Genomic DNA, 18,710 nt, shown 5'->3' with positions numbered 1-18,710 from the left:
TCAGAGGGGGTACGGCCGGGCCGTACCCCCTTTGGAAAGGACTGGTTGTGAGACGGGCACGCACCTGGCTGCCTGGGCTCCTCCTCGTGGCGCCGTCCATCGTGGCGATCGGCGTGTTCGTGTACGGCATGCTCGGCTGGAATGTCCGGCTGGCCATGACCGACAAGCACAGCGAGGTGGCCGAGGGGAACTTCGTCGGGCTGAAGAACTTCATCGACATCTGGGACCTGGAGAGGTGGCACCTCTCGGTCAACCACGCGATCCTGTTCACGGTCGTGTTCGTGCTGGGCGCGCTGCTGCTCGGCTGGTTCCTGGCCTTCCTCATGGAGAAGGGCATCAGGGGCGAGGGCACGTTCCGGGCGATCTACCTGTTCCCGATGGCGATCTCGTTCGTGGCGACCGGCATCGTGTGGCGGTGGCTCATGAACTCGGGCACCGGGGAGCGGGCGGTCGGCCTGAACCGGTTGTTCGACACGATCGGGCTGCCGCAGTGGGCCTGGTTCCGTGACCAGGACTGGGGGATGGCCGCGATGGCGATCCCTGCCATCTGGCAGATGTCCGGATATGTCATGGCACTCTTCCTGGCGGGCTTCCGCGGCGTGCCCGAGGAGCTGCGCGAGGCCGCCCGGGTGGACGGCTGCACCGAGTGGGGCGTCTACCGGCACATCGTGCTGCCGCTGCTGCGGCCGGTCACGTTGTCGGCGCTGATCATCCTGGGGCACATCTCGCTCAAGGTCTTCGACCTGATCGTGGCGGTGTCCGGCAAGCAGATCATCACCGACGTGCCGGCGGTCTTCATGTGGGTGGCGGTCTTCGACTCCCACGACCCGGCCAAGGGCGCCACGATCGCGTCGTACATCGTGCTCAGCGTCGCGATCTTCGTGATCCCCTACCTCATCTGGACCGTACGGAAGGACAGGCGTTCATGAAGGCCGTGCGCCTGACCCTGCTGCTGGCCTTCGTGGTGGTCTTCCTCATCCCGATCTACGTGCTGCTGGCGACCAGCTTCAAGCCGCTCACCGAGGCCGACCCGTCGCAGGCGTGGGCGCTGCCGCAGACCTGGACGCTGGAGCCCTGGCGGGTGGCGTGGGAGAAGCTGGCGCCCGGCATCTGGAACAGCGTGCTGCTCGCCGTCCCCGGCTCGATCCTGTCGTGCGCGCTGGGCTCCATGAACGGCTACGTGCTGTCCAAGTGGCGCTTCCCCGGCGCGGACGTGCTGTTCACGCTGTTCCTGTTCGGCATGTTCATCCCCTACCAGGGCGTGATGATCCCGCTGGTCGAGCTGCTGGTGGGCCTCAACGACCTGTTCGGCGTCCAGGGCGTCTTCTACGGCGGCCTGCCCGGACTGATCCTCGCCCACGTCGTCTACGGCATCCCGATCTGCACCCTGATCTTCCGCAACTACTACGTCACCATCCCGGACGAGCTCATCGAGGCCTCCCGGGTGGACGGCGCGGGGCTGCTGCGCACGTACTGGTCGGTCGTGCTGCCCGTCTCCGGGCCGGCCATCGCGGTGGTGATCATCTGGCAGTTCACCTCGCTGTGGAACGACTTCCTGTTCGCCGTGTTCATCACCGGGCCCAGGAGCTGGCCGACGACCGTCATGCTCAACAACATCGCCGGTGCGCAGGCCACGCCGTACAGCCAGCAGATGGCCGCGGCGATCCTGGCCTCGATCCCGACGATGATCATCTACGTCCTGCTCGGCCGCTTCTTCATGCGCGGGCTGATGGCCGGCGCGCTCAAGGGCTGAACCAAGCGGTACGGCGGCGCCGTCATGGTGGGCATGAGACTGCTCATGGCCGGAGTGCTGGCGCTGTCGTGCCCCGCGCCGGTGACCGGCGTGCTCGACCTGCGGCCGCTGCGCCAGGTCGCCTACGACTACCAGCCGTACAGGACGCCGGAGGCCATGGCCCGCGGCCACGGCCGGGTCGCGGTGGCGGGCACCGCCGCCGGCTGGGTGGCCGGGCCGAAGAAGGACCAGGTCCTGCTGCGGATCCAGGTGACCGAGCGGTTCCGCGGCACGACGCGCCCGCACGTCTACTTCGAGACCTACCGCGGCTCCCGCGACGCGAAGGGCGCCTACGTCCACTCGCTGAGCGACTTCCGGCGGGCGGTGCCGAGGGGCGTGCGGCTGGTGCTCGTCGGCCGGGAGAAGACCGACCAGCCGGGCGTCTACGGCGTCCCGCCGCAGGGACTCATCCTGCAGCAGGTGACCACGAGGAGGCGCGAACTGGTCTACGCCCTCGACACCGTGCCCGCCTGGCAGTTCCCGTGCGGGATCGCCGGGCTGGCCGCCCGGCTGCGCTCAGCCAGGCTGACGTAGCTCGGGGTTGGCCAGGTGGGCCAGCGGCTCGCCGCGGGTGTAGCGGCCGACCTCCTCGGCGGCGATGCGCGCGGCGTTGGCGGCGGTCTCCTTGCTGCCGCCGGCCAGGTGCGGGGTCATCACCAGGTTCGGCGTGGTCAGCAGGCGCGAACCGGCCGGGATGGGCTCCTCGGGGAAGACGTCCAGCGCCGCGCCGAACAGGTGGCCGGACTCCAGCGCGTCGCACAGCGCGCCGTAGTCCAGCAGGGAGCCGCGGGCCGAGTTGACCACGACCGAGCCGCGCGGCAGCGCGGCCAGCTCGGCGGCGCCGATCATCCCGTCGGTCTCCGGGGTGGCGCGGGCGTGCAGCGACAGGAACCGCGAGCGGGCCAGCAGCTCGGGCAGCTCCACCGACTCCTCCAGCTCCACGTACGGGTCGTGCACCAGCACCTCGGCCCCGAACCCGCGCAGGATGCGGGCCACCCGGCTGCCGATCGCCCCGTAGCCGACCAGGCCGACCGTGCTGCCCTCCAGCTCCGGCCCGACGTGGTCGTACAGGTAGTAGTCGCCGCGCCAGACGCCCGAGGCCAGGTCGGCGTGCGTCTGCGGGATGCGGCGGGTGGCCGCGAGCAGCAGCGCGACCGTGTGCTCCGCGGTGGCCACCGCGTTGCGCCCCGGCGCGAACGTCACCGCGACCCCCGCCTTCGTGGCCGCGCTCAGGTTGGCGTTGACCGGCCCGCCGCGGGTCACGCAGAACAGCTTGAGATCCTTCGCCTCGGCCAGCACCCGCTCGGTCAGCGGCGCCATCTGGGTGACGCAGACCTCCACCCCGCGCAGCGCCTCGATCAGCGAGTCCTCCACGTCGGAGGCCTCCCGCACCTCGCCCACGGGGCCGAACGGCACCACCGGCCAGGGCAGCGTCAGCTCCCCGACCGAGAGCCCCGTGGGCACCTCGTGGTGCAGGGCCGTCACGAGCAGACGGTTCAGGACGAAGTGATCGCCGGCGGCGAGCACACGGACAGTCACGTGCGGCTCCAGGAAGTAGGGGCGTTGTAGCGGAGGATCGCGCCCTTGAGGTCGATCTCCGTGATCGCGCAGTTGTCCAGCCGGGGGAAGGCCCTTCTGTACGCGCCCAGCGGCAGCCCGACCAGCGCGCACAGCGCCAGCCTGATCGCGGTCGTATGGGCGACGACCAGCACCCGGCCGGCCGGGATCTCGCGCAGGCAGGCCAGGAAACGCTCCGCCGCCGCGGCCGGGTCCTCCCCGCCGGGCAGGGGGTTGGCGGCGGGGTCGGCCTCGAAGGCCGCGCGGGCCTCGGGGAAGCGTTCGCGCATCTCGGCCGCGGTCAGGCCGTCGCCCTGGCCGAAGTCGAGCTCGCGCAGCCGTTCGTCCACGTGCAGCGGCACCCCCGCGGCCGTCGCGCTGGCCGCCGCGGTGATCTTCGACCGGCTGAGCGTGGAGGCCCACACGGCGCTGAGCTCCGCTTTGGCCGCCCACGCGGCCAGCTCGCCCGCCTGCTCCTCGCCGCGCGGGGTCAGCGCGACGTCGCTGAGTCCCGCGTAGCGGTTGCCGTCGTGCCAGATGGTCTCGCCGTGCCTGGCCAGCAGCAGGGTCATGCTCGTGTCCTCTCCGTCGCGTGGCGGGCCACCCGCTCGTCGAGCCAGCCCCGGGCGCGCAGCTCCGCCACGAAGCGCAGATACGGCTCCGCGTCGCGCGGCCGCGGATCGACGACCTCCTTGGTCCTGGCCAGATCGGCGGAGGCGGCCAGGGCGGCCATGCCGAGGGCGGGCTCGGCGTTCTCGCGCAACGTCACCGGCCGGCCGAGCACGTCGGCGCGGAGCTGGTTGCCGTAGGCGCTCCTGGTGGCGCCGCCGGTCAGGATGATCTCGCCGTCCACGGGGGCGCCGAGCAGGTCGAGGTAGTCGAAGCAGAGCCGTTCCACGTAGGCCGCGCCGCGCAGGATCGCCATGTAGGTCTCGACGTCGTCGGCGGGCTCGCCGAGCGTGAAGGACCGGGCGCCGGGGGCGGCGAAGGGGAACCGCTCACCGGGCGAGACCAGCGGATAGATCACCGCCTGGCCGATCGTCTCGCGGGCGGTGGCCTGGTGGCTCAGTGCGGTCAGGTCGCGGCCGGGCAGTGCCGTGGACAGGACGCCGGTGCCGGTGCTGGAGGCGCCTCCTGGCAGCCAGGAGCCGTCGGGGGCGCGGTGGGAGTAGACGACGCCGAGCGGGTCGTGGATCAGGTCGCGGGTGACGCCCTTGAGCACGAGCGTGGTGCCGAGCACCGAGTTCCACGAGCCGACCCGGGTCGCGCCGGCGCCGAGCTGGGCCGCGCAGCCGTCGGTGGTGCCCGCCAGGATCGGCGTGCCCTCGGGCAGCCCGGTCTCCGCGGCGGCCCGCGCGCACACGCTCCCGAGCCGCGCCCCCGGCCGCACCACCGGGGGCAGCACCTCGCCCGGCACCCCGAGCGCGTCCATGACCGCCCCGGGCCACTCCTCGGCGATGAGGTCCACGCCGGTCTTCAGGGCGTTGCTCAGGTCGGTCGCGACCGGCTCACCCGCCAGCCGGCGGTTCACGTAGTCACTCTGGTGCGCCAGCCGGACGCCGGTCGGCCGCGCCGCCCGGCCGCCGCTCCGGCTCGCGGGCCGGACGTCGCCTCGCACGGGCGCGAGGCCGGAAGATGCCGAGCGCAGGAGCCACAGCAGCTTGGGCAGGGCCCAGTTGGCCTGCATCCGCTGGTACCCCAGCCGCGCCCACACCTGCGCGCCCACGTCGTTGACCCGGTCGAGCTCTCCGGCCGCCCGGCGGTCGTCGTACATGAGCGCCGGGGTCAGCGGCTCGCCGCCGGGGGCGGTGAGGAGGATCGTTCCAGAGGTGGCGTCCACGGCCACGCCGGCGATCCGGCCCGGGTCCACCCCGTCGAGCGCCTCCGCGCAGGCGGCGGCGAGCTGGTCCCACCACTGGCGCGGGTCCTGCTCGTGCCGGTCGCCGTCGCGGTGGCTGGTCAGCGGGCGCGCGGCCGTGCCGAGCACCTCGCCGTCCCCGGTGACGGCCATCGCGCGGACGCTCTGCGTCCCGAGATCGATCCCGACCCACACGCTCATGTACGCCCCCGCAGCTCCGCCAGCAGTGGCCAGGTGCCCGAGGTGGCCTCCCGCAAAGCCACGAAGTCCTGGAATTTCATGATTGACCCGGACGGGCGGACGGGGCGGCCGGGCCGTACGTGCTGGGCGGCGGCCTCGGCGGTCGTCGGCGCGGCACCGGTGGCGACCAGCCCCACCAGGAACGCGCCCCGCGCGCCCGCCTCCGCGTCGGCGGAGCGGAGCACGGGCAGCCCGGTCACGTCCGCGATCAGCCGCACCCACAGCGTGCTCGCCGCGCCGCCCCCGCAGACGCGCAGCTCGTGCGGTGCGCCGCCCGCGGCGGCCAGGCAGTCCGCGATCGCCAGGGCCAGCCCTTCGAGGACGGCTCTGGCGAGGTGTTCGCGCCCGTGCTCCAGCGACAGCCCGAGGAAGGAGCCTCTGGCCCGCGGGTCGACGAACGGCGAGCGTTCCCCGGCGGGCGAGAGGTAGGGCAGGAAGGCCAGTCCGCCGGCGCCGGAGCCGCCGCGGGCGGCGAGGTCGGCCAGTTCCGCGGGACCGCTGAGTCCCAGCAGGCGGCAGGCCCAGTGGATGACCTCGGTGCCCGCGAACGTGGGCATCGCCCGCAGGTAGGAGGAGCCGAGCGCGACGGTGATGCCGGCCGGCTCGCCGTCCAGCGACGGGCGGTCGACGACGAGCTCGGTGCACAGGGTGGTGCCCAGGATCGCGCAGGCCTGCCCGTCGGCCACCGCGCCCGCGCCGAGCGCGGTGGCGGCGATGTCGTAGGGCGCCAGCACGACCGGGGTGCCCTCGGGCAGGCCGGTCAGCGCGGCGGCGGCGCGGGTGAGCGGCTCTGCCCGGTCGGTCAGGCGCAGCTCGGGCAGCAGCCGTTCGGCGTGGCCGACGCCGTAGAGGGTGAGGAGCTCGGCGGAGTAGCGGCCGGCGAGCAGGTCGGTGAAGGCGGAGTAGTCGGTGGCCAGGTGGCCGGTGAGCTTGGCGAACAGCCAGCCGCCGCAGTTGAGCGCGGACGCGGAGCGGGCCAGGCGGTCCTGGTCGTGCGCGGCCAGCCAGGCGAGGATCGCGCTCGGCAGTCCGGAGGCGGGGGCGGAGCCGTTGACGCGGAAGGCCCGCTCGGCGACGCCGGTGCGGTTCCATTCGGAGACGATCCCGGCCGCCCTGGCGTCGTTCCAGAGGATGGCGGGGCCGGTGGGCTCGCCGGCCGGGCCGACCAGCCAGCAGCCGTCGCCCTGGGCGGTGAGCGCCAGGAAGTCAACCGTGCCGACCTCGGCCGCCACCTCGGCGACCGCGGCGGCGACCGCCGTCCAGACCGCGTTCATGTCCTGCTCGGCGTGGCCGGGCGCGGGCCGGGAGACGGCCACGGTACGGCGGGCCACGGCGACCTCGGCGCCGTCGGCGGAGTAGCCGACCGCCTTGATCACCGTGGTCCCGGCGTCGACGCAGATGGCGGCCATCACGCCCTGCCGTGGGAGGTGCGCGACTTGCGCGCGACCGAGTCCACGATCACGGCGAGCAGCAGGACGGCCCCGGTGACCATGAAGCGGATCGAGGAGTCCAGGTTGAGCAGCGTCAGCCCGCTGGAGATCGACTGGATGACGACGATGCCGAGCAGCGCGCCGAAGGCGGTGCCGCGCCCGCCGAACAGGCTGGTGCCGCCGATCACCGCGGCGGCGATCGCGTTGAGGTTGACGTCGCCGGTGCCGCTGCTCTGGTTGGCGGCGGCGAGCCTGGCGGCCATGAGGATGCCGCCGATCGCGGCGAACGTGCTGCACAGCACGAACACCGAGGTGTAGGTGGCCTTCACGTTGATGGCGGCGCGCCGGGCGGCCTCGACGTTGCCGCCCACGGCGTAGACGGACTTGCCCCACTTCGTCCGGGCGAGCAGGTAGTGCATGACCAGCACCATCGCCACGAACAGCACGAACATCCAGCCCACGCCGCGGGCCTGGTTGAGGTACCAGACGACGGCGCCGAGGCCGGCCAGCAGCGCCCCGCTGCGCAGGAGCAGCCCGGTCAGGCCGCGCGCTGGCAGTCCGGCGTCGCGCCTGGCGCGGGCGTGCAGGAACCCGGAGACGAACAGCCAGCCCGCGGCCACCGCCACGAACACGTAGGACAGCCACGGCGGCACGAAGCTGAGCTGGGCGAAGTTCACCAGGCCCGACTCGAAGGGCAGGTTGATGGCGCCCTTGCCGCGCAGCACCCACAGTTGCAGCCCGAGGAAGGCCAGCAGCCCGGCGAGCGTGATGACGAAGCTGGGGACGCCGAAGCGGTTGAACAACTGCGCGTACAGGTAGCCGATGAGCGCGCCCAGCGCCATCGCGGCCAGGATCGCGACCACGACCGGCAGGCCCTGGTTGACGAAGAGCACCGCCAGCACCGCGCCGGACAGGCCGCTGACCGAGCCGACCGACAGGTCGATCTGCCCGACCAGCAGTACGCACACGATGCCCAGCGCCATGATCCCGACCGGCGCCGAGTCCATGGTGAGGTCGACCAGGTTGCGGCTGGACAGGAAGACCGGGTTGAGCAACTGGAAGACCGTCCAGATGACGATCAGTCCCACGACGACCGGGATCACGCCCAGGTCGCCGCCGCGCACGCTCTCCACGGTGCCCTTGAGCCGGTCCCTCTGCAGGGTTGTGGTCATGAGCGGGCCGCCCTTCTGCTCACCACGTTGTCGCTCGCGCCGGTGATGGCGGCGACGATCTCCTCGGCCGAGACCTGGGCGGCGTCGAACACGCCGTTGTTGCGCCCGAGCCGCAGCACCGCGACGGTGTCGGCCACCGCCTTCACGTCGGCCATGTTGTGGCTGATCATGATGACGCCCAGGTCGTTCTCCCTGAGCCGCTCGACGAGGTTGAGCACCTCGGCGGTCTGGGCGACGCCCAGCGCGGCGGTCGGCTCGTCCAGGATGATCACCTTCGGCTCGCCGAGCAGCGAGCGGGCGATGGCCACGGTCTGGCGCTGGCCGCCGGAGAGCCCGGCGACCGGGGCGCGCAGGTTGGGGATCTTCGCCGACAACTGCTTGAGCAACTCGTGCGAGCGGGTCTCCATGGCCACGTCGTCCAGCCGGAGCGGGCGGATCTCCTGGCCGAGGAAGAGGTTCTCGATCACGTTGAGGTTCTCGCAGAGCGCCAGGTCCTGGAAGACGGTGGCGATGCCGAGCCGCTGGGCCGCCGCGGGGGTGGGGATCGTGGTCTGCCGGCCGTCGAAGGTGATCGTCCCGCCGTCCTGCGGATGGACGCCCGACAGGACCTTCACCAGCGTGGACTTTCCCGCTCCGTTGTCGCCGACCACCGCGACGACCTGGCCGGCGCGCACGTCCAGGTCGACGTCGGTGAGCGCGGCGACCGCGCCGAAGGTCTTGGTGATCCCGCGCAGGGAGAGGATCGGGGGCACGGTCACTTGATGCCCAGTTCGGCGCAGCCGGCCGCGTACTCGCCCTTGCAGGCGTCGGCCGCCTTCATCAGCCCGCTGTCGAAGAGAACCTCCTTGATGTTCTCCTTGGTGACCACGGTCGGCACGAACAGCTCGGAGGGCGTGTTGTAGAGCGTGGCCTTGCCCGCGGGCTTCTTGCCCTGCATGAACTCCCACGCCACCACCGCGGACGCCTCCGCCACGATCTTGATGGGCTTGGAGATCGTGTTGTACTGGTCGCCGGCGATGATGCGCTGGGCGGCGGCGAGCTCGGCGTCGTTGCCGGTGATCGGCGGCACCTTCGCGCCCGCGGCCTTGAACGCGGCGATCGCGCCGCCGCCGGTGCCGTCGTTGGCGGCCACCACGCCGGCGATCTCGTCGCGGAACTGGCTGATCTGGCCGGCCACCCACTGCTGGGCCTTCTCCGGCTGCCAGTCGGGGGTGTCGTACTCGGCCAGCAGCTTGAAGCCGCTCGGGTCGACCGCGCTGTGGATGCCCTTCTTGATCAGGCCGGCCGCGGCGTCCGTGGGGGAGCCGTTGACCTGGAGCAGGCCGCCCTTCGCGTTCTCCTTCTTGAGGTGGTCGACGAGCGACTGCGCGATCATCGAGCCGATCTTCTCGTTGTCGAAGGAGATGTAGTAGTCGGCGGGCGTGGCGGGGATGGGCCGGTCGTAGGCGATGACCGCGATCTGCTGCGACTGCGCGGACTTCACGATGGAGGCCGCGGCGGCCGAGTCGACCGGGTCCAGCACGATGGCCTTGACCCCTTGGGCCATGGCCGAGTTGGCCTGTTGCTGCTGCTTGGAGGCGTCGGAGTCGGCGTTCTGGTAGATCACCTCGCAGCTCGGGCAGAGCTGCTTCATCTTGGCCTTGAACATCGGGGCGTCGGCCAGCTCGTACCTGGTCGAGGCCAGGTCGGGCATGAGGAAGGCGACCTTAGCGCCTTCGGCGGCGCCCGTGTCCCCGGTGGTTGCGGCATTGCCGCACCCGGCGAGCAGCGCCACCGCCAATACGGCCGTCAGGGTTGTCTTCACGGCGACCTCCGTCCTGTGGTGCGCCTCACGCTAACGCGACCACAGAACAGATGTCCAGAGCAGAATTTCTACGAGATGGTAAGGATGCTCTGTGCGGTGGCCGCGTCGGTGACCAGCCGGTTGAAGTAGCCGCCCTTGGCTCCGGCCGCGATCGAGGCCGCCTTCTCCGCGCCCACCGCCACCGCGATCGCGTGGGGGATGCGCCGCAACTCCTCGGCGCTCGTGGCCACCAGCCGCTCGCTGCCGGCGTAGGCCACGGGCTCGCCGTCGCGGTCGTAGAAGCGCGAGCACACGTCGCCGACGGCCTGGTGCAGGCTGGGCGCCTCGCGCGGCACGAAGGCGGGCACGACCTGGCGCATCAGCGGCGCCGAGCCGACGCCCATGATGACGCACCTGGCCCGCGCCCACAGGTCCATGACCCGGCGCACGGACGGCTCGTGCTGCAGCGAGTAGAACAGCTCGGGTCCCGGCAGCGCCGGCGCGTACAGGTAGCTGGGCACGCCGCCGAGCCCCTCGGCCAGGATGCGCGTGGTCTCGTTGGTCTGGAACCAGGGCTGCGGCTCCTCCTGCCCGCCGACGGCGGGCGCGACCGTGACGCCCGGGTACCTGCCCAGCCCCTCGCGGGCGCACTCGTAGACGGTGCTGCCCGAGGAGACCAGCACCACGTCGCCCGGCTCCAGCCCGGTGTCGGCCAGCGCGCGGGAGAGGCCGGGCGCCAGCCACGGCCCGAGCTTCGGCCCGCTCACCTTGGGCACCAGGTAGACACGCTGGATGCCCAGGAACGCGGCCAGCTCGGCGGCCAGGTGCCCGTCCTCCAGCGTCTCGGGGCGGTGCACCCGGATCTCGACGATGCCCTGCTTGCGGGCCTCGGTCAGTAAACGGCTGACGGTGGCCCTGCTCACGCCCAGGCTGGCGGCGATCTCGGCCTGGGTGGCGTCCTCCAGGTAGTACTGCTTCGCGGCGGCGTACATCAGCTGGTGCGGGAAACGCGCTTCGGTCTCAGCATTCATGCGCGTGCTCCCCTGAACACTTGTGCTGAACGGTTGATCTCGACTATACCTGTCCCTGCACCAGGGCGTCGCCGAGCGCGGTGCGAGTGTAAAAGACCTTACGTCCGGTCCGTGTACCCGACACCAGTCCCGCCCGGCGCAGCGCCGCGAGGTGCCCGCCGGTCGTCCCCGCGCTGTGCCCGAACAGCGCCGCCAGGTGCGTGGTCGTCGCCGGAGTGGCCAGTTCGGCCAGGATGCGGGCGCGGGTGCGCCCGACGAGCCCGGCCAGCCCGCCCGGCGAGACGGCCCTGCCCGCCATGATCCCCCGCGCGGGATAGGTCAGCGCGTACGGCCACGCCTCGTCCAGATAGAGCCCCAGCCCCCTGGTGAACACCGACGGCAGGAAGAGCAGCCCCTTGCCGCCCAGCCGGTGCTGCCCGCCGTCGCCGCTCAGCCGTACCTCGATGTGCCCGGACGGGTCCCAGCGCACCTGGGAGCTGAGGTCGTCCAGCGCCGCCGCCCAGCCGTAGGTGGCCAGGCGCCCGGCCCGCTGCACGACGTCGCGCTCCAGCACCGCGTGGAAGAACGGCCAGCTCCTGGAGACGATCTCCGCCCACAGCGCCTCGTAGGCGTCGGCCAGCAGCCCGACCACGTCGGGGCCGGACAGCAGGTCGCGGATCGCCGGAGAAACGGCGGCCCGGCCCGCCGAGCGCCGCTGGGCCAGCGCCCGTTCGATCTCCGCGTGCGCCTGGGCCACCGGGGTCGCCCGCATGGCCGCCAGCTCCCGCTCGAACGGCACGTTCACGCCGGTCGGCGGCGGGGCCAGGAAGTCCACGTTGTCCGAGCCCTTGTTGCCGGAGATCACCGCCGCCGCGCGCAGCGCCGGGTGCCGCCGCTCCAGCTCCCGGTAGTGCTCGCGCCAGCGTCCCGTCCAGTTGACGTGGGCGCCGGCCGGGCTGCGGCCGTCCAGGACCCACTGCGCGTGCATCGTCTCGACCAGCGGCGAGATCGCGAACCTGCTGGCCACCACGTCCTGCGGGGTGACCTCCACCCTGTACACCTTTCGGTTATATCCGAAAGTTTGGCCCGTCCGGGGGCACGCGGCGCAGCATCGTGGAGACCGGCGGCTCCGACCCTCCCTCCGGAGCCGCCCTTCTTCTTGTCCAAAGGAGTCCGAGTTGTCCCAGACGAGCGAGCGGGGCGCCACCTTCGGCGAGGTCTTCGCCGTGAAGGAGTTCCGTGTGCTGTTCGGCAGCTTCGCGCTCCTGATCAGCGGCGACTCGATCAAGATGCTGGCGCTGTCGGTGCTGGTCTACGCCGAGAGCGGGTCGCCGGGGCTGTCGGCGGCGGCGTACATGGCGGGCTGGCTGCCCTACATCTTCGGCGGCATGTTCCTGCTGTCGCTGGCCGACCGGCTGCCGCCGCGGGCGCTGATGATCGCCGGGGAGCTGGTCAGGGTCGTGGTCTGCCTGCTGCTGGCCTTCGCCGGGCTGCCCGTTTGGGCGATGCTCGCCCTGGTGCTGGTGACCGGGCTGTTCTCGCCGGTGTTCGGGGCGGCGCGCAACGCGATGCTGCCGGACGTGCTGCCGGGTGACGCCTTCGTGCTGGCCAGGTCGCTGATGGGGGTGACCTCGGCCGGGGCCCAGATCGGCGGGCTGGCGCTGGGCGGGGCCTTCCTGGCGGTGACCGGGCCGCGCGGGGCGCTGGCGGTGACCGCGGGGCTGTCGCTGGTGGCGGCGGTGGTGTTGCGGGCGGGCCTGCCGTACACGAGGGCTCGGCAGGACGGGCAGCGCGGCGCGGTGCGCGCCACGCTGCGGGTGAACAGGCAACTGCTCGCCGACCGTCGGGTACGCGGGCTGCTGCTGGCCGGATGGCTGCCGGTTCTGTGCCTGGCGGGGCCGGAGGCGATGGTCGTGCCGTACATGGGCGGGCAGGGGGAGGCGGGCGTGGTGCTGGCCGCGGCGGCGCTCGGCATGGCGGTGGGGGAGTTCACCGTGGGGCGCTTCGCCGCGCCCGCCACCAGGGAACGGCTGTCGCTGCCGCTCGCGGTGCTGCTCGGGGTGCCCTGGTTGTTCTTCGCCCTGGAGCCGGGGACGGTGTGGGCGGCGGTGCTGTCGGCGTGCGCGGCGGCCGGGCTGGCCTACCAGCTCGGCCTCCAGCGGCGCTTCCTGGAGGCGGTGCCCGAGCACGTGCGCGGGCAGGCGTTCGGGCTGCAATCGGCGGGCCTGATGACCGGGCAGGCGGCGGGGGCGGCGATCGTGGGCGGCGTGGGCGAGGTGACCGGCCCGTCCACGGCCATGGTGATCGGCGGCGCGGCCGGGGTCGTGGTGGCGCTGGCCCTGTTCAGGCAGCTCAGGGGGACGGCTTCGGGCGGTTGACCGGGGACGGCTTCGGGCGGTTGACCGGGGACGGCTTCGGGCGGTTGACGGGAGGGCTCAGGCGGTTGAGGGGGACAGTTCGCCCGATCCGCGGGCGATGAGCCGCACCGGGAGCTGGCGGTGCTGCGCCGGGCCGCGGTCGCCGGCCAGGCGGCGGAACAGCAGCTCGGAGGCGACCCGGCCGAGCCCCGCCGGATCCTGGGCGACCACGGTGACGCCGGGCGACAGGAGGTCGGCCAGCTCGAAGTCGTCGAAGCCGACCAGCGCGAGCGGCCGCCCGCGCAGCGCCCGCAGCGCGGTGACGGTCAGCCGGCCGTTGCCGGTGAACACCGCGGTCGGCGGGTCGGGCAGCCCGAGCATGCGCTCCAGGTCGGCGCCGGTGCCGGCCAGGTCGGGGGCGCGCATGGAGACCAGCGCGGGGTCGGACAGCTCGCCGAGCGCCTCGTGGTAGCCCTTCAGGCGTTCCGCCGCGGTGAAGATGGACGGGCTGTCGCCCAGGAAGGCGATGCGGCGGTGCCCGGACCGCCGCAGGTGCGCGACGGCCAGCCGGGCGCCGCCCGCGTTGTCGCAGAGCACGGTGTCCACGTCGATCCCGGGTCCGGGCGGCCGGTCGACGAAGACCGCGGGCGTGCCGGCGTCGAGTTCGGGCCGCAGGTAGGAGTGGTCGTCGCCGGCAGGCACCACGATCAGCCCGTCCACGCGGCGCGCGCAGAACGTGCGGACCAGCTCCCGCTCGCGCTCCGGGTTCTCCCCCGAGGAGCCGCTGAGCAGCAGGCAGCCGTGGGCGATGGCGACCTGCTCGACGGCGCGGCCGAGTCCCGAATAGAAGGGGTCGGAGATGTCCTCGATGACCAGGCCGACCGTGGAGGTGCGGCCCTGGCGCAGGACTCTGGCGCTCTCGTTGCGGCTGTAGCCGAGCGCGTCGATGGCCGCCCGCACCCGCTCGGCGGTGGCCGGGTTCACGCCTGGCTCGCCGTTGACCACCCGCGATACGGTCTTCAACGCGACACCGGCGGCCGAGGCGACGTCCTTCATCGTCGGTCTCACGATGCGATCATTTCTCAAGCGGCACCCCTAGACAACGTTGTCAGGAGGTTATGCGAGAGTAGATCCCCTATGTCGTTCAGGTCTGCACTGCTCGTCGCCGGATTCGTGCTCGCCGCGCTGAACCTGCGGCCGGCCATCGCGGGCGTCTCCCCGCTGCTGGACGAGATCATGACCGACGTCGGCCTCACCCCGGCGGGCGGCGGCGCGATCACCACCGTCATGATCGTCTGCCTGGGCGTCTTCGGCCCGCTCGCGCCCCTCCTGTCGCGCCGGATCGGCCTCGACCGCACGCTGCTGGCCGGGCTGCTCGTGCTCGCGCTCGGCGTGGTCCTGCGCACGCTCGACGGCGCCCCCGCCCTCTACGCCGGCGCCGCGATCGCCGCCACCGCCATCGCGGTCATGAACGTCGTCATGCCCGGCCTCGTCAAGCAGCACTTCCCCGGCCGCGTCAACCTCTTCACCGGCCTCTACAGCGCCTGCGCGAGCGCGGGCGCGGCGGCGGCCTCCGCGCTCATGATCCCCCTGGAAAGGGCGACGGGGTACGGCTGGCGCGGCGTCTCCGCCATGATCGCGCTGCCCGCGCTGGCCGGAGCACTGCTGTGGCTGCCGCAGGCGCTGGGCAGGCAGGCCCCCGCGGGCAACGGCCCCCGCCCCTTCCGCGCCGTCCTCCGCAGCCCGATCACCTGGTACGTGACCGGCCTCATGGGCCTGCAGTCGCTCACCTTCTACGTGGTCCTGGCCTGGCTGCCGACCATCTTCCTGGAGGCCGGGCTCCCCGCCGACCAGGCCGGATACCTGCTGAGCATGACGACGCTCGTGCAGGTGGGCGCGACGTTCGCGGTGCCCGTGCTGGCGGGCCGGCGGCGCTCGCAGGCGGGGTACGTGGCCGCCGCCGTGCTGCTCACCATGGCCGGATACCTCGGGCTGCTGCTGGCCCCGGTCACCCTGCCCTGGCTGTGGATGATCGTGCTGGGCGTGGGCCAGGGGGCGGCGTTCGGGCTGGCGCTGCTGCTGATCACGGTGCGGGCGCCCGACCCCGAGGCCGTGACGGCGCTGTCGGCGGTGGCCCAGTCGGCCGGGTACGTGCTGGCCGCGGTCGGGCCGGTGCTGTTCGGGGCGCTGCGGCAGGTCTCGGGCGGATGGACTGTTCCGCTGGGTGTGGGTATGGCGATCCTGATGGTTCAGCTCGTGGTGGGGTGGCTCGCCGGTCGGCCTGCTACTTTAGGTAAGGCTAACCTATAGGGCTTGGGGGGTTCGGTGCTGACGGAGGTGCTTCAGCGCGTCGCGGCGGACCGGGGCGGGGTCCTCGGGGTGGATCCCGGGCTGGAGATCGAACCCGACGAGAGCTGGACCGCGGTCTCGGAGCTGGTGCGGGAGCCGTACACGCTGATGGGGGAGCTGGTCGAGCGGACGGCGGGGCGCTGGAACGCGCCGCGCCACGTCGGCGCGGCGCTGCTGTGGAAGACCTACGGGTACTGGCACATGTTCCCGATGGCGCTGGGGTGGGCGCTGGACGGGCGCATCCCGGTCATGAGATTTCGGGACACGTACTTCAAGGTCTCCGACGCCGGGGTCACCATCGGGGCCTCGCGGGTGACGTGGGAGAGCGGCGCGGCGGCCATCGCCGGCGCGGTGGCCGAGTCGCAGGCGCCGCTGGTCAAGGTGCTCAGCCGGATGGCCAGGGTCGGCGAGCGCACGCTGTGGGGCTCCACCGCCGAGGCCGTCGCGCACCCGCTCACCCAGGTCGTCAAGGGCGACTACATGACGCTGCTGCGCGAGATCGGCAAGCCGGTGGACGGGCTGCTCACGCCCTCCGGCGACGGGTACTTCCGCAAGACCTGCTGCCTGTGGATCACGCTGCCGGATGTTGATCCGTGTTCCACCTGTTGTGTTCTCGCGCGTAACTAAGCAGGTTTACTCTGCGCGGCATGATGGAGCGCAGAGTATTGGGCAGATTATTGGGCAAGGTGCTGGCCGGTGTTACGGTCGCCGTCGTGCTGATCTCATCGGAGCCCGTGGCGGCTCACTCGCCGAAGGAGCCGGTCGTCATCGGGCACCGGGGCGCCAGCGCCCACCGCCCCGAGCACACCCTCCTGTCCTACGAGGCCGCGATCGCGATGGGCGCCGACTACATCGAGCCCGACCTCGTGTCCACCAAGGACGGCGTGCTCGTGGCCCGGCACGAGAACGAGATCGGCGGCACCACCGACGTCGCCGCCCACACCGAGTTCGCCGGCCGCCGCACCACCAAGACGATCGACGGCCGCGCGGTGACCGGGTGGTTCACCGAGGACTTCACGCTGGCCGAGCTCAAGACCCTGCGCGCCAAGGAACGCATCCCCGACCTGCGGCCCGACAACGCCGCCTTCGACGGTCTGGCCGAGATCCCCACGTTCGAAGAGGTCGTCCAGCTCGCCCAGCGGCACCGCGTGGGCGTCTATCCCGAGACCAAGCACCCGACCTACTTCGACTCCATCGGCCTGTCCCTGGAGGAACCTCTCCTGGAGATCCTCGGCCGGTACCGGGTGCGCAAGGCGTACATCCAGTCGTTCGAGACCGCCAACCTGCGCGAGATGCGCTCCAAGACCCGGCTGCCGCTGATCCAGCTCATCACCTTCGGCGGCAAGCCGTACGACTGGACGGCCTCGGGCGACCCGCGCACCTACGACGACATGGTGAAGCCGCAGGGCCTGCGCGAGGTGGCCTCCTACGCCGACGGCATCGGCGTGGACACGCGCCGCATCCTCCCGGTGGGTCCCGACGGCCGCCTGCAGCCGCCCACCACGCTGGTGAAGGACGCGCACCGGGCCCGCCTGGACGTGCACATCTGGACGATCCGCAACGAGAACTCCCAGCTCCCCCTGGACCACCGCCTCGGCAACCCGGCCAGCCCCGTCTACGCGCGGGCGACCGGCGACGTGATGGGCTTCCTGGCCAAGCTGCTGGCACTGGGCATCGACGGCGCGTTCTGCGACGACCCCGCCATGGGCAGGGCCGTCGTCAGCGGGCGCCGCTGAGCGCGGGTCAGGCCACCTCGGCCGCGGTGTCGAGCGGCCGCAGTTCGTCGGCGTAGCTGACCGACGTGCGGCGCATCACGCCGCCGTCGTCGATCGAGTACTGGCCGAGGCGCCACAGCGGCGGCGAGTAGGCGTGGATCGAGACGCTGTGCGAGGTGGCGCCGTTGAGACGGTGGATGTGGTCGGGGCCGAACGAGAACGACTGGCCCTCGCCCACCACCGTCTCCAGGTGCTCGCCGCCGATGCGCGGGTTGCACTCCAGCAGCGCGCCCTGCACCACGTGCACGGCGCCGGAGCTGATGTCGTGGTCGTGCCAGCCGGTGTCGTCCTCCGGCCGCCAGCACAGAAGCCACACGTCCACGTAGGCGTCGCGGTAGAGCGAGGCGTAGTGGCGGCCGCCGTCCTGCGGGAAGTCGACGAGCTCCTGCCATCCGGCGGGGTTGGCGGCCAGGTCGTCGACCAGCTCCCGCAGCTCGCGCCGGTCGAGGGCGCGCTCGGGAAGCCGGGTGCAGGTTCCCCCGTCCTTGATCTGGGACTCGCTCATGTGCGGTTCTCCTTTCTGCCGAGTAGACGACGGGGGTTGGTCACGCGGATGGCGTGGGCCGCGGCGCTGCCGAGGCCGGGGTCGGGGGCCGTGGCGTAGGGGGCGTCGGAGCCGTTGACGACGACGTCGATGCCGAGTTCCCTGACGATCGCGTCGATCGCGCGCGGGCCGTAGCTGGAGGTCTCCACGAAGAAGCCGGGGTCGACCAGGCCGCGGTTCTGGCCGCCCCTGGCGATGAGGCGTTCGGAGTGCAGCGGGGCCAGGCCGGCGAGCAGGGTGAAGCAGACGCGCAGGCTCGGGTGGCGCGGACGCACCACGGCGTGGAAGTGGTACCAGGCCGCGTGCATCTGCTGCACGTACGGCACGACGGCCGGCCACCACGACGGGCGTCCCGGGCTGCCCGCGGCGGGTCCGGGATGGACCAGCAGGGGCAGGTCACGCTCCACCAGGACGTCGAGCAACTCGTCCAGGGGCTCCTCGGTGGCCGGGATCTGCAGCCCGGCGAACCCGCGGTCGAGATCCTTGGCCAGGCGGTCCGGGTCGGGCTCGCTGTGACAGGTCGCGGCCCAGGCGCCGAAGCGCTCCGGCAGCTCCAGCGCGCCCTCGTGGTAGGCGTCGAGCAGCGGCCAGGACTCCTCGGGCGGCAGCGACTCGATGCCGAGCGGGCTGGACAGCGACACCAGCGCCAGCTCGCCGGTCTCGCGGGTGGCGGGGTCGTGGTCGGCGGGGTTCACCTCGTAGGGGGGCTCGCCGTCCAGGACGAGCGTCCAGCCGTCCAGGTACGGCGCGGCCGTACGCGCACGCAGCGCCTCCACGAACGAACGCGTCCACAGGTGCTGATGCACATCGATGCTCACGGCCACACCTCCCTCTATTTCCTAC

19 protein-coding genes are annotated in these 18,710 nt (G+C 72.3%); 7 read left to right on the top strand and 12 right to left on the bottom strand.

The features are described from left to right. The first annotated feature begins 47 nt into the window (after positions 1–47). From ACIBEJ_RS40990 to ACIBEJ_RS40980, 3 genes are read left to right on the top strand one after another with little or no spacing between them, the layout of a single operon-like run. Positions 48–929 carry a carbohydrate ABC transporter permease gene (locus ACIBEJ_RS40990; RefSeq protein ID WP_397188356.1) on the top strand — a complete coding sequence of 294 codons (882 nt, stop codon included), beginning with the start codon at positions 48–50 and terminating at the stop codon, positions 927–929. Then, a complete protein-coding gene (locus ACIBEJ_RS40985; RefSeq protein WP_397188355.1) occupies positions 926–1,753 on the top strand; it encodes a carbohydrate ABC transporter permease in 828 nt (275 codons plus the stop codon). The genes ACIBEJ_RS40990 and ACIBEJ_RS40985 overlap by 4 nt, the downstream gene beginning before the upstream one ends. A gap of 33 nt (positions 1,754–1,786) precedes the next feature. Beyond that, on the top strand, positions 1,787–2,326 hold the full coding sequence (locus ACIBEJ_RS40980; protein WP_397188354.1) for a hypothetical protein: 540 nt from the start codon (positions 1,787–1,789) through the stop codon (positions 2,324–2,326). Here the strand turns inward: ACIBEJ_RS40980 and ACIBEJ_RS40975 are convergent. The 9 genes from ACIBEJ_RS40975 to ACIBEJ_RS40935 form a co-directional block, all read right to left on the bottom strand. Continuing rightward, positions 2,309–3,331 carry a 2-hydroxyacid dehydrogenase gene (locus ACIBEJ_RS40975; protein ID WP_397188353.1) on the bottom strand — a complete coding sequence of 341 codons (1,023 nt, stop codon included), beginning with the start codon at positions 3,329–3,331 and terminating at the stop codon, positions 2,309–2,311. The genes ACIBEJ_RS40980 and ACIBEJ_RS40975 overlap by 18 nt on opposite strands. Further along, complete coding sequence (locus ACIBEJ_RS40970) at positions 3,328–3,921, bottom strand: histidine phosphatase family protein (RefSeq protein WP_397188352.1); 594 nt, start codon at positions 3,919–3,921, stop codon at positions 3,328–3,330. Before ACIBEJ_RS40970 ends, ACIBEJ_RS40975 begins: the two co-directional genes overlap by 4 nt. Beyond that, positions 3,918–5,408 carry an FGGY-family carbohydrate kinase gene (locus ACIBEJ_RS40965; protein ID WP_397188351.1) on the bottom strand — a complete coding sequence of 497 codons (1,491 nt, stop codon included), beginning with the start codon at positions 5,406–5,408 and terminating at the stop codon, positions 3,918–3,920. Before ACIBEJ_RS40965 ends, ACIBEJ_RS40970 begins: the two co-directional genes overlap by 4 nt. Next, a complete protein-coding gene (locus ACIBEJ_RS40960) occupies positions 5,405–6,856 on the bottom strand; it encodes an FGGY family carbohydrate kinase (protein ID WP_397188350.1) in 1,452 nt (483 codons plus the stop codon). The genes ACIBEJ_RS40965 and ACIBEJ_RS40960 overlap by 4 nt, the downstream gene beginning before the upstream one ends. Further along, the gene (locus ACIBEJ_RS40955) at positions 6,856–8,049 is read right to left on the bottom strand and encodes a sugar ABC transporter permease (protein ID WP_397188349.1); all 1,194 of its coding nucleotides are present in this window, start codon (positions 8,047–8,049) and stop codon (positions 6,856–6,858) included. The genes ACIBEJ_RS40960 and ACIBEJ_RS40955 overlap by 1 nt, the downstream gene beginning before the upstream one ends. Continuing rightward, entirely contained in the window at positions 8,046–8,801 is a 756-nt protein-coding gene (locus tag ACIBEJ_RS40950; RefSeq protein WP_397188348.1) for an ATP-binding cassette domain-containing protein, read from the bottom strand. Before ACIBEJ_RS40950 ends, ACIBEJ_RS40955 begins: the two co-directional genes overlap by 4 nt. 2 nt (positions 8,802–8,803) lie before the next feature. Then, the gene (locus ACIBEJ_RS40945; protein WP_397188347.1) at positions 8,804–9,853 is read right to left on the bottom strand and encodes a substrate-binding domain-containing protein; all 1,050 of its coding nucleotides are present in this window, start codon (positions 9,851–9,853) and stop codon (positions 8,804–8,806) included. Between the two features lie 68 nt (positions 9,854–9,921). Further along, positions 9,922–10,863, bottom strand: a complete 942-nt coding sequence (locus ACIBEJ_RS40940) for a sugar-binding transcriptional regulator (protein ID WP_397188346.1) — start codon at positions 10,861–10,863, stop codon at positions 9,922–9,924. Between the two features lie 43 nt (positions 10,864–10,906). Further along, positions 10,907–11,902, bottom strand: coding sequence for an ArsR family transcriptional regulator (locus tag ACIBEJ_RS40935; RefSeq protein WP_397188345.1), 996 nt, complete (start codon positions 11,900–11,902; stop codon positions 10,907–10,909). A gap of 118 nt (positions 11,903–12,020) precedes the next feature. Here ACIBEJ_RS40935 and ACIBEJ_RS40930 point away from each other — a divergent pair, with 118 nt between their 5' ends. Continuing rightward, complete coding sequence (locus ACIBEJ_RS40930; protein WP_397188344.1) at positions 12,021–13,220, top strand: MFS transporter; 1,200 nt, start codon at positions 12,021–12,023, stop codon at positions 13,218–13,220. Between the two features lie 57 nt (positions 13,221–13,277). On the opposite strand, the gene ACIBEJ_RS40925 is transcribed toward ACIBEJ_RS40930, so the two are convergent. After that, the gene (locus ACIBEJ_RS40925) at positions 13,278–14,267 is read right to left on the bottom strand and encodes a LacI family DNA-binding transcriptional regulator (RefSeq protein WP_397188343.1); all 990 of its coding nucleotides are present in this window, start codon (positions 14,265–14,267) and stop codon (positions 13,278–13,280) included. 69 nt (positions 14,268–14,336) lie between these two features. On the opposite strand from ACIBEJ_RS40925, the gene ACIBEJ_RS40920 reads away from it, so the two are divergent. The 3 genes from ACIBEJ_RS40920 to ACIBEJ_RS40910 are packed head-to-tail and all read left to right on the top strand — an operon-like array spanning position 14,337 to position 17,284. Further along, positions 14,337–15,509, top strand: a complete 1,173-nt coding sequence (locus ACIBEJ_RS40920) for an MFS transporter (protein WP_397188342.1) — start codon at positions 14,337–14,339, stop codon at positions 15,507–15,509. Positions 15,510–15,512: 3 nt separating this feature from the next. Continuing rightward, on the top strand, positions 15,513–16,175 hold the full coding sequence (locus ACIBEJ_RS40915; protein WP_397188341.1) for a hypothetical protein: 663 nt from the start codon (positions 15,513–15,515) through the stop codon (positions 16,173–16,175). A gap of 20 nt (positions 16,176–16,195) precedes the next feature. Beyond that, entirely contained in the window at positions 16,196–17,284 is a 1,089-nt protein-coding gene (locus tag ACIBEJ_RS40910) for a glycerophosphodiester phosphodiesterase (RefSeq protein WP_397188340.1), read from the top strand. Between the two features lie 7 nt (positions 17,285–17,291). Here the strand turns inward: ACIBEJ_RS40910 and ACIBEJ_RS40905 are convergent, their stop codons facing one another. Continuing rightward, the gene (locus ACIBEJ_RS40905) at positions 17,292–17,828 is read right to left on the bottom strand and encodes a cysteine dioxygenase (RefSeq protein WP_397188339.1); all 537 of its coding nucleotides are present in this window, start codon (positions 17,826–17,828) and stop codon (positions 17,292–17,294) included. Beyond that, complete coding sequence (locus ACIBEJ_RS40900; RefSeq protein ID WP_397188338.1) at positions 17,825–18,685, bottom strand: amidohydrolase family protein; 861 nt, start codon at positions 18,683–18,685, stop codon at positions 17,825–17,827. Before ACIBEJ_RS40900 ends, ACIBEJ_RS40905 begins: the two co-directional genes overlap by 4 nt. Positions 18,686–18,710: the final 25 nt, after the last annotated feature.

The organism is Nonomuraea sp. NPDC050790 (assembly GCF_044456745.1).
Taxonomy (GTDB): Bacteria; Actinomycetota; Actinomycetes; order Streptosporangiales; family Streptosporangiaceae; genus Nonomuraea.
This window is presented reverse-complemented; position numbering and strand designations above follow the sequence as displayed.